At 44.0% G+C, this 15,088-nt stretch carries 16 protein-coding genes; 8 read left to right on the top strand and 8 right to left on the bottom strand.

Translation table 11 applies throughout. From position 1 onward, the window contains the following. Positions 1-2: 2 nt before the first annotated feature. Positions 3-1,958: an alpha-1,4-glucan--maltose-1-phosphate maltosyltransferase gene (locus J4N23_RS05950; RefSeq protein ID WP_207426102.1), complete on the bottom strand. Its 1,956-nt coding sequence runs from the start codon at positions 1,956-1,958 to the stop codon at positions 3-5. Between the two features lie 223 nt (positions 1,959-2,181). On the opposite strand from J4N23_RS05950, the gene J4N23_RS05955 reads away from it, so the two are divergent. Together J4N23_RS05955 and J4N23_RS05960 are read left to right on the top strand one after the other, a co-directional pair. Next, entirely contained in the window at positions 2,182-2,568 is a 387-nt protein-coding gene (locus J4N23_RS05955; RefSeq protein WP_207426104.1) for a hypothetical protein, read from the top strand. A gap of 16 nt (positions 2,569-2,584) precedes the next feature. Beyond that, on the top strand, positions 2,585-2,770 hold the full coding sequence (locus tag J4N23_RS05960) for a hypothetical protein (protein ID WP_207426105.1): 186 nt from the start codon (positions 2,585-2,587) through the stop codon (positions 2,768-2,770). 81 nt (positions 2,771-2,851) lie between these two features. Here J4N23_RS05960 and J4N23_RS05965 read toward each other — a convergent pair whose 3' ends face one another. From J4N23_RS05965 to ligD, 3 genes are all read right to left on the bottom strand, one after another. Next, the gene (locus J4N23_RS05965) at positions 2,852-3,940 is read right to left on the bottom strand and encodes a glycoside hydrolase family 43 protein (protein WP_207426107.1); all 1,089 of its coding nucleotides are present in this window, start codon (positions 3,938-3,940) and stop codon (positions 2,852-2,854) included. A gap of 130 nt (positions 3,941-4,070) precedes the next feature. Beyond that, positions 4,071-4,403 carry a bacillithiol system redox-active protein YtxJ gene (ytxJ, locus tag J4N23_RS05970; RefSeq protein ID WP_207426109.1) on the bottom strand — a complete coding sequence of 111 codons (333 nt, stop codon included), beginning with the start codon at positions 4,401-4,403 and terminating at the stop codon, positions 4,071-4,073. A 32-nt stretch (positions 4,404-4,435) separates the two neighbouring features. Continuing rightward, on the bottom strand, positions 4,436-6,451 hold the full coding sequence (gene ligD, locus J4N23_RS05975; RefSeq protein WP_207426111.1) for a DNA ligase D: 2,016 nt from the start codon (positions 6,449-6,451) through the stop codon (positions 4,436-4,438). Between the two features lie 134 nt (positions 6,452-6,585). Here ligD and J4N23_RS05980 point away from each other — a divergent pair, with 134 nt between their 5' ends. Then, positions 6,586-6,816, top strand: coding sequence for a YciI family protein (locus J4N23_RS05980; protein WP_207426113.1), 231 nt, complete (start codon positions 6,586-6,588; stop codon positions 6,814-6,816). A 63-nt stretch (positions 6,817-6,879) separates the two neighbouring features. On the opposite strand, the gene J4N23_RS05985 is transcribed toward J4N23_RS05980, so the two are convergent. Then, complete coding sequence (locus J4N23_RS05985; RefSeq protein ID WP_207426114.1) at positions 6,880-8,616, bottom strand: phospho-sugar mutase; 1,737 nt, start codon at positions 8,614-8,616, stop codon at positions 6,880-6,882. A gap of 99 nt (positions 8,617-8,715) precedes the next feature. Then, positions 8,716-9,021: a hypothetical protein gene (locus J4N23_RS05990; protein ID WP_207426115.1), complete on the bottom strand. Its 306-nt coding sequence runs from the start codon at positions 9,019-9,021 to the stop codon at positions 8,716-8,718. A gap of 309 nt (positions 9,022-9,330) precedes the next feature. Here J4N23_RS05990 and J4N23_RS05995 point away from each other — a divergent pair, with 309 nt between their 5' ends. Both J4N23_RS05995 and gldN read left to right on the top strand, forming a co-directional pair. Next, positions 9,331-10,770 carry an SUMF1/EgtB/PvdO family nonheme iron enzyme gene (locus tag J4N23_RS05995; RefSeq protein ID WP_207426117.1) on the top strand — a complete coding sequence of 480 codons (1,440 nt, stop codon included), beginning with the start codon at positions 9,331-9,333 and terminating at the stop codon, positions 10,768-10,770. Between the two features lie 29 nt (positions 10,771-10,799). Further along, positions 10,800-11,714 (top strand): gliding motility protein GldN, encoded by a 915-nt coding sequence (gene gldN, locus J4N23_RS06000; RefSeq protein WP_207426119.1) that lies wholly within the window; start codon positions 10,800-10,802, stop codon positions 11,712-11,714. 98 nt (positions 11,715-11,812) lie between these two features. On the opposite strand, the gene J4N23_RS06005 is transcribed toward gldN, so the two are convergent. Continuing rightward, positions 11,813-12,253: a hypothetical protein gene (locus tag J4N23_RS06005; RefSeq protein WP_242689137.1), complete on the bottom strand. Its 441-nt coding sequence runs from the start codon at positions 12,251-12,253 to the stop codon at positions 11,813-11,815. Positions 12,254-12,450: 197 nt separating this feature from the next. Here J4N23_RS06005 and J4N23_RS06010 point away from each other — a divergent pair, with 197 nt between their 5' ends. The 3 genes from J4N23_RS06010 (at position 12,451) to J4N23_RS06020 (ending at position 14,136) form a co-directional block, all read left to right on the top strand. After that, entirely contained in the window at positions 12,451-12,861 is a 411-nt protein-coding gene (locus J4N23_RS06010) for an EVE domain-containing protein (RefSeq protein ID WP_207426120.1), read from the top strand. Between the two features lie 80 nt (positions 12,862-12,941). Beyond that, entirely contained in the window at positions 12,942-13,427 is a 486-nt protein-coding gene (locus tag J4N23_RS06015) for a hypothetical protein (RefSeq protein WP_207426121.1), read from the top strand. A gap of 145 nt (positions 13,428-13,572) precedes the next feature. Further along, complete coding sequence (locus tag J4N23_RS06020) at positions 13,573-14,136, top strand: hypothetical protein (protein ID WP_207426122.1); 564 nt, start codon at positions 13,573-13,575, stop codon at positions 14,134-14,136. Here J4N23_RS06020 and J4N23_RS06025 read toward each other — a convergent pair. Beyond that, entirely contained in the window at positions 14,071-15,054 is a 984-nt protein-coding gene (locus tag J4N23_RS06025) for a sterol desaturase family protein (protein WP_207426123.1), read from the bottom strand. The two genes, J4N23_RS06020 and J4N23_RS06025, sit on opposite strands and share 66 nt — an antisense overlap. Between the last annotated feature and the right edge of the window lie 34 nt (positions 15,055-15,088).

Raw genomic sequence — 15,088 nt, forward strand, 5'->3', positions numbered from 1 at the left:
GGTTATTTAAGTTCAACCCTGAATACATGCACGGGCATCTCAAAGGGGTTCAGTTCTACATAGTTCCAGTCATCCACCCAGCGGTAACGGCTACCACTTAGCAGGTCGTGCACAAGGTAAGGCTGGCCCGCCGTTAATCCCAACAGGTTTAGTGGCACCTGCACATGCGCACCCTGGGTGTTGTGGACGTCGAGGTTAGCCACCACAATGAAGTGCTGGCCCGACTTCTTATCAATTTTCGCAAAGCAGAAGATTTGATCATTGCTGGTGCTAATCAACTCCAGGTTGTAAGTGGTGTGGAAGGCAGAATGTTCTTTTCGGATCCGATTAATCCGGGTGATAATGTCTTTAATGCGGGTATATTTATCCCAGTCCCAATGCCATATCTCGTATTTTTCATTGTCAATGTATTCTTCTTTGCCGGGACGGGGGGTGTTCAGACCGAATTCGTATACCGGTCCGTATAGACCATAGTTTGCGGACATGGTTGCAGCAAGAAGTAGGCGCAGGATATGTGCATTTTCTCCACCGTAAGTTAGAAAAGGTGGCAGGATATCCGGTGTGTTGGGCCAGAAATTTGGCCTGAAATAGTACCTCCGCTCAGTTTTGGTAAGCTCGGTGATGTACTCTTCAAGTTCGTACTTGGTATTTCTCCAGGTAAAGTAGGTGTACGATTGGCTGAATCCGATCTTCGCCAGCCGTTCCATGATTCTGGGCCGCGTAAAAGCTTCGGCCAGGAAGATGATTTCAGGATGCGCTTTTCGAACCTCCCCAATCATCCATTGCCAAAACGGAAACGCCTTTGTATGCGGATTGTCTACCCGGAAGATGCTCACTCCCTGCTCAATCCAGTAGTCGATTACACTTTTTAATTCCTGCCAAAGGTTCTCCCAGTCTTCGCTTTCAAAGTTGATAGGAAGGATGTCCTCGTATTTCTTAGGCGGATTTTCAGCATATTGAACGGTGCCATCTGGCCTCCATTTAAACCACTGCGGGTGTTCTTTTACGTAGGGATGATCGGGGGCGCACTGATAAGCAATGTCCATCGCGATTTCAATGTCATAGGCTTTCGCCTGTTCAAGCAGGTCCTTGAAATCTGCCAGACTACCCAGCTCCGGGTGGATATCTTTATGACCTCCCAGCCTGTTTCCAATCGCCCAGGGAGAACCGGGCTCGCCCGGTTCAGCAACCAGCGAGTTGTTTTTACCTTTTCTGTTGATTTCTCCAATCGGGTGGATGGGAGGGAAGTAGATAACGTCGAATCCCATCTTCGCTACCCGAGGCAACAGGCGAGCAGCATCTTTAAATGTCCCATGTTTTCCAGGCTCTGCAGCTGCTGATCGGGGGAAAAACTCGTACCAGGAGCTGAAGCCTGCTTTCTTTCGTTCAATCTCCACGTCGAATATGTGTGGATAAAGGGTGTCAAGCGTTTTATCGCGGAGCCGGTACATTAGTTGTGCTACCTCGTTGCTGGTGGCCAGGGCGACTAGCAGGTCGGGACTTTCATCTCCCCGAAGTCGCGAAGCATATTGTTGCAGGGCTGCTTTGTCACTTTCGGAGCTAGTAGCTAACGTTTTTTCTAATAGTTCGGCCCCGATTAAAAGCTCCACCCGAATGTCTTGATTGGCGTCGAATTTTTTCACCAGTCCTTTTTTCCAGGTGGTATAGTGGTCAATCCAGCCTTTGACCTGAAACTGGTAAAAGCCCAGCTGCTCCGGTTGGAGTATGGCCTCCCAATGGTCATTTATGACGAATTTCATAGGTAGCTCGGTCCAGTTATCCTGATCTTTCAATCTTACCAGAACTGCAGCCCCTACTTCGTCGTGACCGTCACTGAAAATATCGGCCGAGATAATTACTTCTTCATGAATCGCCGCTTTTGCGGGAAATTGTCCCCCTTCAATAGCTGGCGATACGTTGGTGATGATAACTCTTTTTCTTCCGTCGGAATTAATCATTACGTATGTTTTATAGATAGATAGAGAAGAGCTTCCTGTTAAAAGCTCTGTTCAAGAACTTTGTTCGGACAGTAAAAGTTTGAAGAAAATCGAATTCGAAATTTGGTGCAGGACAGTTATGTGAGCGGCCTATTTTGTTTAGAACTTATTTAGAGATAATTGGTTATTACACGAGTAAGCGGATTTGGTGGGGTCGTTAGTCACGATATTTAAGCAGCTGCCTATGATCATAAAATCTACTTTAACGTTTCTTATCGCTTTAACTCTCTCTGCAGCCCATCTTCCATCACAGGGCGAGCGGGTAGTCGGCAAAATTGTGAATGAAGATTTGGAACCTCTGGAAGGGGTTACTATCCTGAACGGTCGTACAAGGATAAGCGCCCAAACAAATTCAAGTGGTGTTTACTCGATTAAAGCCGTCCCGGGGGATCCCTTACTTTTTTCTCTCTATGGACGTATAGGCACTCGCAAGGTCGTCCGGAATTTGAAGCAGGTGATCAATATCATTCTTCTTGATGAACCGAAGGAGGAATTTGACATGGCAGAATTGGAGAAGAAACATCAGAAGCTTTCGAAATTAGCGCAACAGAAAGGCATTTGGAACTATTGACGTGGACATTAAAACTATGAGAAACAACACATCCCTCATGAAAATTAAATCGATTATACTGTCGGTTCTCCTATCTTTTTTTCTTCAGGGTTGTGTAGTAGTTGGTGGGAACTGGGGCGGCGGATGGGAGTTTTACTTTCTGCCATTCTTCCTGATTTTTCTCCTGCTCGCCTTTCTTCGTGGATTTAGACGAAGGAGGTAAAATTGATGGATATTAAAAAACCCGAAGGATCAGGGGTACCCCTGGCTCTCTTCGGGCTGCCTGATTAAAGTGATGCTGTTTTTATTTGTAAGGATCAATGGTTACAATGGAACCATCAGGACGGTGACTCAACTCTGTAACCTTAACATTTCTCAAATGTGTTTTTCCCGATAATTCTGTGTCGTGATAGAACAAGTACCATTTTCCTTTGAACTCAACAATGGAATGATGCGTTGTCCAGCCCTTAACCGGTGTTAGGATGACGCCCTGATAGGTGAAGGGTCCGTAAGGATTGTCGCCCGTAGCATATACCAGCTGATGCGTATCTCCAGTGGAATAGGTTAGGTAATATTTGTTATTGTTTTTATAAACCCAGGGTCCTTCAAAAAAGCGTCTGTTTTTATCCGTAGCTAGAAGAGGTTTGCCCTCCTTATCCAGGATTTTGATCTCTTTCAGAGGCTCTGCGAAGGTCTTCATGTCTTTGCTAAGTCTTGCGATCCTAGGGCCTAAAGCCGGACGGTTTCCGCTTGGTTCTTCCGGAGCGTTTGCATTATAGGTCCCGGTTTCCCAGCGTTGCAACTGACCACCCCAAATGCCTCCTAAATACATGTAATGGTTTCCATCCGTATCCTTGAATACTGCAGGATCAATACTATAACTTCCTTCTATCGGCTGCGGCTCTGCTTTAAAAGGACCAGCCGGCTTGGTGCTGGTCGCCACGCCAATTCTAAAGATATCGTTTTTGTCTTTTAACGGAAAATACAGGTAATAAGTACCATTTGCATAGGCAGCGTCAGGTGCCCACAACTGTCTTCCAGCCCAAGGGATATCGTCAACGCTTAGTGCCACACCATGATCTGTAACTTCCCCGCCAATACTATCCATCGAAAGGATGTGGTAATCGCGCATTGCGAAATGGTCTCCCTTGTCATTTTCCGGTACTCCCGCTTCAATGTCGTGGGAAGGGTAAATGTAAATTTTTCCTTCAAAAACGTGCGCCGATGGGTCAGCAGTATAAATGTGACTAACCAGGGGCTTGGAGATAGGTGTGCTGTCTTTTTGAATGCTGGTGCTAGCGGTCTGATTCGTTGTTGTTTTAGTCTTACAGGCTGCAATGACTAATGGAGCGAGAAGCAAAGCGGTCGCTGCGGTTTTTAAATCTTTTACCATGTTGTTTAATTTAGTGCAATCGGTTGCATAAAGAAACAAAAATAATTTGATTTCAAAGAAGTTGCGGCGGTTTTTTCCTTGGAAGCTTTACTTCTGGCTTTTTTTTGGGTATAGAGTTAGTATTTTTCGTTTATGCCGTTAGCGCTGCTGCAGCTGCTCCTGCATTAATGGTGTAAAGTGACTGATTCAACGTACAATTTCCGTCTTTAATTACCAGCATCTGTGGAGACTCGTGCTCAACGCCAAACTCTTGAGCTACAGCGTCTGAAACATTACGATAGCTGAGTAAGTCAAGGAAGTAAACAGCTGTCCCCTCCGGAATTAGCCCCGCATCCTCTTCAAACTTTTCCCGGGTCATTTTACTGATGGGACAACTGGTATTGTGTTTGAAGATAATCGAGCTACCCTTCGCATTTTTGATTGCATGAACTTGTTCTTCGGATTCTAATTTTTGAAATTCCATATGTAGGTATTGTTTTAATATTGATTCTGATTTTAAAGCAGCTTTTCGAGCGCACTTTTTGCTTTTGGCAGGTCAATTCCTGTTCCCAGGACTCCTTTAAAAATATCTCCCTGTTCCTTTATCTTGTCGAGGGCGTTAAATATCGTATAATCTTTTATGGTCAACCCCGACCTGATCTCCTCCCAGTCAAGGGGCATGGAAACTGTAGCACCGCTGCGTGGACGAAGGGAATAAGGACCGGCAACAGTAGCCTGAGGGCGGTTCTGTAGAAAGTCGATATATAACTTGCCCTTCCTTTTCTGCGTGAGACGCTCGATGCTGGTAAACTCCGGCAGTTCCCTGTGGACCAGCTTAGCAATTACCCGGCCGAATTCCTTCGAATCTTCGTACGTGTATTTTGCTTCGAGTGGGATATAGATATGTAGACCGGTTGAACCGGATGTTTTGCAGAAGGAAGTGATACCCGCTGAGTCGAGGACGTCTTTTGTAATACAAGCGGTTGCAATTACCTCCTCAAATGGATTTTTATCCGGATCAAGATCAATAATACACCAGTCGGGGTTGTCAGGTGAAGCACAGCGGCTGCTCCAGGGATTGATCTCTATACAGCCAAGGGAAACGAGGTATAGCAGACTCGCTTCATCATTTGCTACCGGGAATTCTTTTAGTCGCTTGTCCGTTTCGCTGTAGTATTCAAAGGTAGCGAGCCATTCGGGTACCTTACCCTTTACATCTTTCTGGTAAAAACTTTTACCATGAATTCCGTTGGGAAAACGATTCATAGTCTGGGGCCTTTCCTTCAGATATGGCAGGATATACGGCGCGACCTGATAATAATAGTTGAGCATATCCCGTTTGCTCACTCCCTCTTCCGGCCAAAAAATCTTACTCAGGTTACTGAACTTCACATCGTAGCCATTGATATTCCTAACCTGAGACTCTTCTGCGGGGTTCAGCAAGGTCTTTCTTTCTTTTTTGCCCGGCCGGGAGATGACCTGCTTTTCGTGCAGTGAGCCTGCATCCTCTACCAGTTTCGATGTACCTGCTGGTCGCTCTCTTGTTACCTCGCGGGCATTTTTATCCTCTCTTAAGCCCCTGAAAGACGGTTGCCGGATCGCCCCGTCTTTCGTTAGTTCCCGATAACTAATTTCTACTACCAACTCTGGTTGTACCCAGGTTACTGATGCTTTCGGGGGATTGGGCCGAAAGCGCGAAGGTTTGTTATAGTCGGGAACGACGTTGAATGGACATTCTTCCAAAATAAGCGGCTTTAATTTTTCCAGGATTTCGGACTGCAGTTTAGCGGAGAAGCCTGTGCCCACCGGACATACAAATTTGAATACACCCTCATCGAAGATCCCGAGCAGTAAGGCGCTGAATTTTCTGGATGTATTTTCATTTTTAGTATAGCCTCCAATTATAAGCTCCTGATGCAGTTCTGTTTTTATTTTCAACCAATCCTTCGAGCGGAGGTCGGGGTGGTACTTGCTGTCTGCTTTTTTAGCGATAATCCCTTCCAGTCCCATCTTCTCAGCGGCAGCAAAAAAGTCGGTCCCCTTTTCATTAAAAGTTCTGCTTACTTTAATAATTCCATCCGCCGGAACAAGTTGCTCCAGCAATTCTCTCCGGGTGGATAACGGTTCGTCCATCAAATTTTTTCCGTCAAGCCAGAGAAGGTCGAAAGCGTAAAATACCAGTTCACCGTCAGCCTCGCTTCTCCATCCCTGCAAGTCAGAGAAATCCGCAATCCCTTTTTCGTTGATCACTGCAATTTCCCCGTCAAGTATCGCATCTACTTTCCACTGTTTAAAAGCCTGGTAAATAGGATAGAATTTTTCGTTGAACGGGTTGTTATTTCGTGACCGCAATTCGACTGTTCCGTTGTCAACATAGGCTATTGCACGGTAGCCATCCCATTTAACCTCATAAATCCACCCTTCTTCATCGAACGCTTTATCCACCAGTGTAGCAAGCATCGGCTTTAAGTCCTTTGGTTTCTCTGCCGGCTTAGTTTCTGTTTTTTTTGCGTCCGATGTACTCTTTGCCATAAATTCGTTATTATTTCTATTCAACCGAGGTGCTGGCCCTTTGGTTTTTTATCGAACATCCTGCATATAAATAATATGGATCAATATCTGATAATAGCTTACGATTTTACGACGAAAACGCACTTGCCCGGCGAATGGAAGCCCGTCCCAAACACTTTGATATGGTGCGAAAACTGAAAGCGACGGGAAACTTTATTGTGGGTGGTGCAATTTTAAATGAGGCAGGGACTATGTGTGGGTCGTCCTTAATTGTGCAGTTTGAAACAGAAGACGATCTGCAGGAATGGTTAAAGCAAGAACCATATCTCCTGCATAAGGTTTGGGATAGGGTAGACGTGAAGCCTTTTAGGGTTGCAGATGTATAGAATGCCGGAAAGGTCGTGATAGAAAAACGAGTGGCGGGTTTTCATCCGCCACTCGTTTTTTTGCTATACTGCCAGGTCGCTCATGATCGCAGTAACCTTCTCATCCAGCTCTTTATCGCTTTGCTTATAATTTTCGCTGCTTGCTAAAGATCCTTTTACGCTGCAATAGAACTTAATTTTTGGCTCTGTTCCAGATGGACGGGCAGAGATGATGCTGCCATCCTCTGTTATAAACTGGAGTACATCTGATTTAGGAAGCTCGATCTCTTTGACAGATCCGGAAGTGATATCCGTTTCCTTTCTCAGCTCATAATCTTTTAGCGTCACTACTTTAGAATTTCCGAGAGACACGGGTGGATTGTTGCGGAACCTTTCCATCATTGCCTTAATCTCTTCAGCTCCGCTTTTTCCTTTTTTAGTCACTGATACCAGCTTTTCTTTGTAAAAACCGTACTGCTGATACATGTTCAACAGCACTTCGAACAGGCTGCTGCCTTTGTCTTTGTAGTAGGCCGTCATCTCTGCAATAAAGGCGGCAGAAATCACTGCATCTTTATCGCGCACCAGTTCGCCGATGAGGTACCCGTAGCTTTCTTCGCCACCGCCAATAAATGTTTTCTGGCCTTCGAACCGCGTCATCAACTCACCGATATACTTGAAGCCCGTCAAGGTGTTGTAGCATTCGACATTTTTCGACTTCGCAATTTCATCAATGATATAAGAAGTTACGATGGTTTTAACGATATATTCATTGCCGGTAAGCTTACCCTTCTCTTCCCAGGCTGTCAGCAGGTAGTTTATAAGCAAGCTACCGGTCTGGTTTCCGTTCAGAAGGACGAATTCGCCCTCGTTGTTTTTTACTGCGATACCTACGCGGTCAGCGTCAGGGTCGGTCGCCAGGATCAGATCTGCATCAATTTCCTGTCCTTTTTTTAGCGCCAGTGTCAAAGCTTCTTTTTCCTCCGGATTTGGATACACTACAGTAGGAAAGTTTCCGTCAGGTTGTATTTGCTCTTCTACCAATGTGACGTTGGTAAAGCCGAATCGCTCCAGCGCTTTTGGTACCAATGTTATGCCCGTTCCATGGATGGGAGAGAAAACTATTTTTAGGTCTTTTTGACGCTGGATAGCATCAGGAGAAACAGAAAGTTTCACGATTTTATCCAGGTAAAGTCCATCGATCTCTTCTCCAATTAACTCAATGTTTGACTCATCAGGGGTAAACCTTACTTCGTCAACTGACGTGATTTTTGCCACTTCCTCCATCACTTTCTTGTCTTCCGGAGATACGAACTGACCACCGTCTGCCCCGTAGGCCTTGTATCCGTTGTATTCTTTTGGATTGTGAGATGCAGTTAACATAACGCCGCTCTTACATCCTAATTCGCGGATGGCGAAAGACAGTTCAGGGGTAGGACGGAGCTCCTTGAAAAAGTAAACATAGATGCCGTTGGCAGAGAATACTTCCGCAGTGATGCGGGCAAAAAGATCGGAGTTGTTTCTGCTATCGTGGGCAATTGCAACCTTGATCTGTTCATTTGGATACGTTTTTTTAAGATAGTTGCTCAGACCTTGAGTTGCCGCGCCGATTGTATATTTATTAATCCTATTTGAACCAGGCCCCATGATTCCTCTTAATCCGCCTGTTCCAAATTCCAGGTCTCTATAAAAAGAATCAGTAAGTTCAGTGTGGGCTCCTGAATCCAACAAGCTTCGAATTTCTTTTTTGGTTTCTTCATCATAGCTACCGTTAAGCCAGCTATTAACTCGTTCTAAAACGGAAGGGTCTAATTCTTGCATAAAGTATAAGTTGTAAGTGTAGATTAAATTTAATGATACAAGTATAATGATTTGTCTGTTCTTCTGCTTGAGACAGATCGCATAGGTAAATTGTAGAACCTAGGCGGATTTCAACAGCTCGACCGTGTTCCAGTTCAATACCAGCCAGTCGGCAACTTCAACTTGGGTTTTAATTTGGGGAGGCATATCCAGCCAAATCATTCGTTCTATCTTCAAACACTCTTCGCGGCTTTTCAGTCCCCATTGTTTTTGCAATGCATGGATGAAAAAGATCATTTCGTAGCGGTTGAATCTGTTGAAGATCTCGTTGTTTGGCATTCCCCTGTATTTGTCCTCTTTAGGCTTAAAGACCAGAGAATTTTCGTATTTGTATTGCAGGTCGCGGAGATGGAGTAAAAAGTTCAAAACGGTAATCTAATTTCTATTAGTTCGCTAACAGATTTTTCAATTTTTGGTTTTGTTCTTGATCATTTTTTCATTGAAAGGACTAATTGCTTATAATATAGTTCAAAGTGTAGATTTTTTGAACGCTGGTTAGTTGGTCCTATGGAAGTTGGAGGCGATTTTAGTATAATTCTAACTAACTGTTTGTTCTGTAGTCTTTTAAATGCTAGGTGTTTCTGTTGTTTTGGCGCTTTAATAGCGGTTTTTGTTTCCTGCTAGGCGCAATGGCATTGTTCTTGTTTTACGGAGGTGACAACAAATTACACACTTATGAGACATCTTAATTTTTACTCCTTATTTCGCGAGAAAAAAAATACCAAACCTATTATCAATACCAACACTATTTTAACGGCCGCATGTATTGTTGCCGCTTCTGTTTTTTCTTCCTGCAAGTCCAATAAGGCTCTGTATGAGGCGCCTTCCGTGTACGGTTTTAAAGGCAAGGGGATGCTACCGCCGCCCGGAATGGTTTATGTGCCTTCAGGTACAATCCTTTACAAAAGTTCTGCCGACAACGATGGTGCTACTCGTAGGGTTAGCTTGAGTCCTTTTTTTATTGACGCTACCGAGGTAACCAATAAGCAGTATCGGGATTTTGTTAATTGGGTAGCAGATTCTATTGTAATTACAGATTATCTGAAAGACGATAGTTACTATCTGAAGCCGGGTAAAAGTTCTACATCTACAGCTAAATATATCGATTGGAGCCGAATCGACAAACTTGGAGCACCACTATGGCAAAGTAACGACGAGGCAATCACCTCAAAAATTATGGGGACCCTTGTCATCTCAGAAAACGGAAAGAAAGTATTGAACAGCGAGCTTCTAAAATATCAGTTGTCTTATTTTCAAGCGGGCGGCGAAAATGCTAACAAGCAGATTACTGAATTTGTGAAAGTGATCCCGGAAAACGCTGTGTGGGTTAAAGACTTTCCAAACTCACAGATGGGATTCATGGCCGCTAATTATTATGATCATCGCAGCTATGATAATCATCCCGTAGTTGGTGTTACCTGGAAACAAGCCCGTGCTTTCGCCGACTGGAGAGGGAAGGCTGCAGCTTCTCAGCTACAGCGAAACGCCTATTTAAAAGCCTATCAGCTTACATTCAACCTGCCTACTGAAGCGCAGTGGCAGTACGCTGCTTCCGGTGTTCGCCATCCGGAGGAAGCAGAAGGAAGTCCGGCTCTTAGTTACAAAGACCGTAAAGGAGAGAAGTTGCTGGTTAACTTCAAGCAGGGAGAGGGAAATTACACGCAAGACGGTTCTACGTTCACCTTGCCGGTGAAATCCTACAGCCCCAATACATTTGGCGTGTTCAATATGGCCGGCAACGTTTCAGAATGGACACTAGATGCTTTCAGCCCTTCTGCTGTAGAGTTCGTACACGACTTAAACCCTGTATTGCTTTATGATGCCGCTGATACTGACCCTGTAGTAATGAAAAGAAAAGTGATAAGAGGCGGTTCCTGGAAGGACAATGCTGAATTATTGAATATCGATACCAGAAACTACGAAGCCCAGGATGCTTCCCACTCTTACATCGGATTTCGGTGTGTAATGCCGGCCCCCGAATTGCTGAGCGAGCAAGTGCGTACCAGAAAGACGGCAAGCAAAAGCAAACGGAGCTCGTCATCAGAAGGAAGAGCTACAAGATCGACCTCAAACACTTCTTCTAAAGGAATGAAATCAGTATCAACTAAGGAATAATTGACCCTACGTCTAACCGAAGAAAAACAATGAAAAGATATATCTATACTACGCTAGCTGTAGTTGCGAGTTTAACAGCTAATGCTCAATTGAAACCAGACACGGTGGTGGCAGCAAGCCAAACTAACCTTTCAATGTCGTCATCTACAGCGGTACAGGCAGCTCCTACCGCGAATACACCCATGAAACCAGTGGACGGCTTTTATAACTACTCCGTTCTCGGGAATGCAACGCCATTCAATTACCCCTACATCAACCCGAACAATGTTCGTTTCTACAAGCGTTTATGGAGAGATATCGATCTTTCGGATCCTCAAAATCAAATATTAGCTACCCCAGGGAACACACTGATCGAGATGATTATTGAAGGAATTAAAGCTGGCAAAATTACAGCTTATGATCCTTCTGATGATAGCTTCAAGCATCCGCTTAAAGGCGACGAGGCTTTCCGGAAAATGTCGGACAGTGTACTAGTTCCTATTTTTGATGGAGATGGTAATCAGATTGACGCCAAAATGATGGCAAACGATTTTAGTCCCGAAAAGATCACCAAATTCAGAATCAAAGAGGATATCTTTTTTGACAAGCAGCGATCTAAAGTGGAGACGAGGATCATCGGCATAGCACCTATTATGAAAGTAACTTCAGGAGAGGTGCAGATGGGAGAGACGCCCGCTTTCTGGCTCTACTTCCCTGAATGCCGCAATGTTTTCGTAACTAAAGATATCTCTGACCCTGACCGTAATATCTTTGATATGAGTATGGATGATGTCTTTTTACAACGGAAATTCGCCAGCAGGATCATCCGCGAATCTAATACATCCGGTCAACGTATTGCTGATTATGCGCAGGATGAGGCAGAGCAGGAGAAAGAAGCCAAACGGATCGAGGAAAATATCGAAGACTATAAAAAGAAGATCTGGGGATATAATAAAAAGGATTAACGTCCGAAAACTAGAATTGTAAAGGAAGGCTTAACGCCTTCCTTTTTTTGTTTCCCAATAATGGCTACAACCGTTATCAAAACAGTGTGTTCCCCATTCTAAAATCTGCGGGTCGTTATCACCACTTGCGATCCCGGGTTTTGTATAGTAGCATTTTTTTCCGCGGTAACATAAATCCGTGTAGGTTTAAAGGGAGTGACGGTCGTTAAGGTGGCTTCTAACGCATTAGAGAAGAAACCACTTGAACTAACAAGACGACCAATGTTTTTAGTGCCGTCGGTTTCGGTTTCCAGCCAGACCACATAGACGTCCTTTGGGGGTGTCAACTTGCTCGGCGGCGCAAGGTTTTCAATGCTGACATTTACTGAGTAATTGTCGTTGTCGTCTTTCTCGATTTTGACTCGCCCGTCGGCCGCAGGCACCACTGTAGATGTAGCAAAACGAACCGTTTTTGCACAGGAGCAAAGCGTAAGGACCGGTAAAGCGAGAAATAAAACAAGACAGAGTGTCTGATTCGATTTTGAAGGATTGGTTTTCATAGGTAGAGAGATAGATGTATTGAACCAACTCGTCCCACTATTTTTTGTTTCGCTCCGGGAGCTCTGAATGCAATATTAACACCACCCCGAATTTTAAATGCGCTATTCTTTCAGATTTAGTAGTTTTACCGCCGAAAAAGCGAGGGAAGATGTGTCACACATCGTGGCCTCTTATCGTATAAAAAAACAAAGAAAAAATGAACTATTGGTTGGTCAAGTCTGAGCCCTTTAAGTACAGCTGGGAGAAGTTTAACGAAGATGGTAGAACTTTTTGGGATGGAGTGCGCAATTTTCAGGCTAGAAATAATCTGAAAGCTATGAAAGAGAACGATCTCGTTCTTTTTTATCATAGTAATGAGGGTAAGGCGGTTGTGGGGATTGCGAAGGTGGTAAAGGAATTTTACCAGGACCCTACGACGGACGATTCGAATTGGGTAGTGGTTGATCTCGCTCCTGTTGAAGCTTTGAAAAATCCTGTTACGCTGGAGAAGATCAAGGCTGATTCTCAACTGGCGGATGTAGGTTTGGTAAGACAAGGAAGACTCTCTGTAATGCAGTTGAAGCGCGAAGAGTTCGACCGGATTGTGGAGCTAGGCTCTGGAGAATAAATTTCTGGTTGAGTATATTTTTAAATATCTTTAAGGCGAGTTTAGCGGGAACTGCCCCCCTTGCCCTTTTACTTCTAAGGATGAAATTAAAACTAGTTTCGACCATACTAATGGTCATTTTCGCTGTCAATGTAGCTTCAGCCCAAAAAAAAAATAAGCAATACACTTCTAAGGTATATCTCACATCTAATAAGGTAGAAAGAGGTGTGCTGCAGTCTGCTGATGAAAAAGGAATTTACATTCTTGACAGACGAGACTCTACTCATTTCATCGATTTATCTCAGATAGCTGTTTTAAAACTGCGCCCAAAAAAGGCTGCATCGAGAGGAGCAGTGATTGGTTTACTTACTGGTTTGGCCATTGGGGCTACCGCTACCTATTTTATTGAGCCGGATGACGCACTGGAAAGAACAGTAAGCGCCGTAGGTACCGCCGGTTTATCCTTTGCGAGTATGGCTATCGGAGGCTCTATCGGCAGCAGAGCCCGAGAAACTTTTCAAATTAACGGTAATCGTCAGGACTTTCTGCAACACCTTCAACAGATAAAATCATTTTCCCTTCAATAAAGGGTGCAGATCACTGCATAGAAAAGCAGCAGGAAAGGCTAGTCAGTGCTTTTTTGCTGCTTTTTTTCATTTCTTTAATTTCTCAAATTGGTTAAAACTAAGTCGTTTCGCGAAGGTTTTTTTAGATACACTAACTATTGAAAACATGCGAGAAAAAGAATTAGTTCTTAGCAGGAACTGTGATGACATATGGAGGGAAATTTCAGAAGATTTCGCCCGAGATGCTCCCTTGCAATATCAAACCATAATTCAAGACGACGAAGCAAGTGTTCTGTTAGATTTAGATATTGATCTTGGTGGAGGCTTTGAAAGTGGCTACGAGCTAACCACGCTGAGCTCGAAAATAAGGAATAAAACCAACTTTCGTTTTGCAATTCATGATCAGGATTTCATCGACGAGATCGGAAAATTTTTTGGGATGCAGGATGCTACTACCGGGTATCCGGATTTTGATGAAAAACTAGTCGTTAAAACAAACAACGAAACAGAAGTGATGCTTTTATTTAAGGATGCCGAGGTCAGGGAAGTGTTGCAGGATTTAAAAGATTTTCATTTTGGAATTGTTTCCCATACAGACGACAAGGGAGACTCACAAATTTATCTCGAATTGGTGGTAGAAGAAGGGATTACAGATGTAACAAGACTACAGCTCCTTCACAGGACTTTTGTGGCGGTGTTGAAGCGGATCGAGAGTCTTCAACTTCTTTGAGGTCAGTGATTTATCCTTTTTTTCTTTGGCAATCTTTGCGGGGCTACCGAAAATGTAGTACAACTTTTTCCTTAGCCCCTTGGCTTTTTTTACATCCTCCAGTATATCCATGTACTCATGGAAATTGAGGTATAAGGGGTTTAGCTTACTGTCCAGCTGGGTAGTAAGCCCATAGTCAGGTTTCTCTTCCTCCTTCTGAAACGTCCCGAACGTCCGATCCCAAAAGATGAAAGTGGCGGCGAAGTTTTTATCCAGGTACTTTTCGTTTGATCCGTGATGTACCCGATGATGGGAAGGGGTAGCAAAAATATATTCGATAGCTGGATGAAGTTTGCCTATATACTCTGTATGCACCCAAAACTGGTAAAGCACCGCAATTTGGTTGGCAACAAAGAAAATAATAGGATGAAAGCCCGCAAAGGCAAGCGGCAGAAAAAAGATAATCTTGAAATGCTGTACCCAGCTTTGCCTGAAAGAAACGGTAAGGTTGTAGTGCTCTCCAGAGTGATGGACAACATGTGAGGCCCAGAAGAAACGCTGAAAATGAGATATTCTGTGGGACCAGTAGCTACACAGGTCATAGAGGATATAACATGGGATAAAGGTCCACCAGTTTAACTCCATGCGCCATGGAACGATATTGTAGATCCACACCGCACCATAGAGCAGAGTAATTTTCATCGCCAAATTTACCCCCAGGTTACCCGCCCCAATCAGCATCGACCCCAAAGTCTCTTTCATTTCATAGTTGTCTTTTTTTAAATACCAGGAGCAGAAGATTTCCAGAAGCGTAAAGAAAACTACTATAGGAAGGGAGTAAACGATAAGTTCTGGAGAATCTTGTTCAATTTGCGTTAGGGATTCAAAAGGAATCTCTGGGGCGCCAAATAATAGCAGTATCTGGTTTAGTTCAGTCATACTCAACATAGGCAAGCTTCTTAGGAAACGCTTA

This window comes from Pedobacter sp. SYSU D00535, from assembly GCF_017355855.1.
Classification (GTDB): Bacteria; Bacteroidota; Bacteroidia; order Sphingobacteriales; family Sphingobacteriaceae; genus Desertivirga.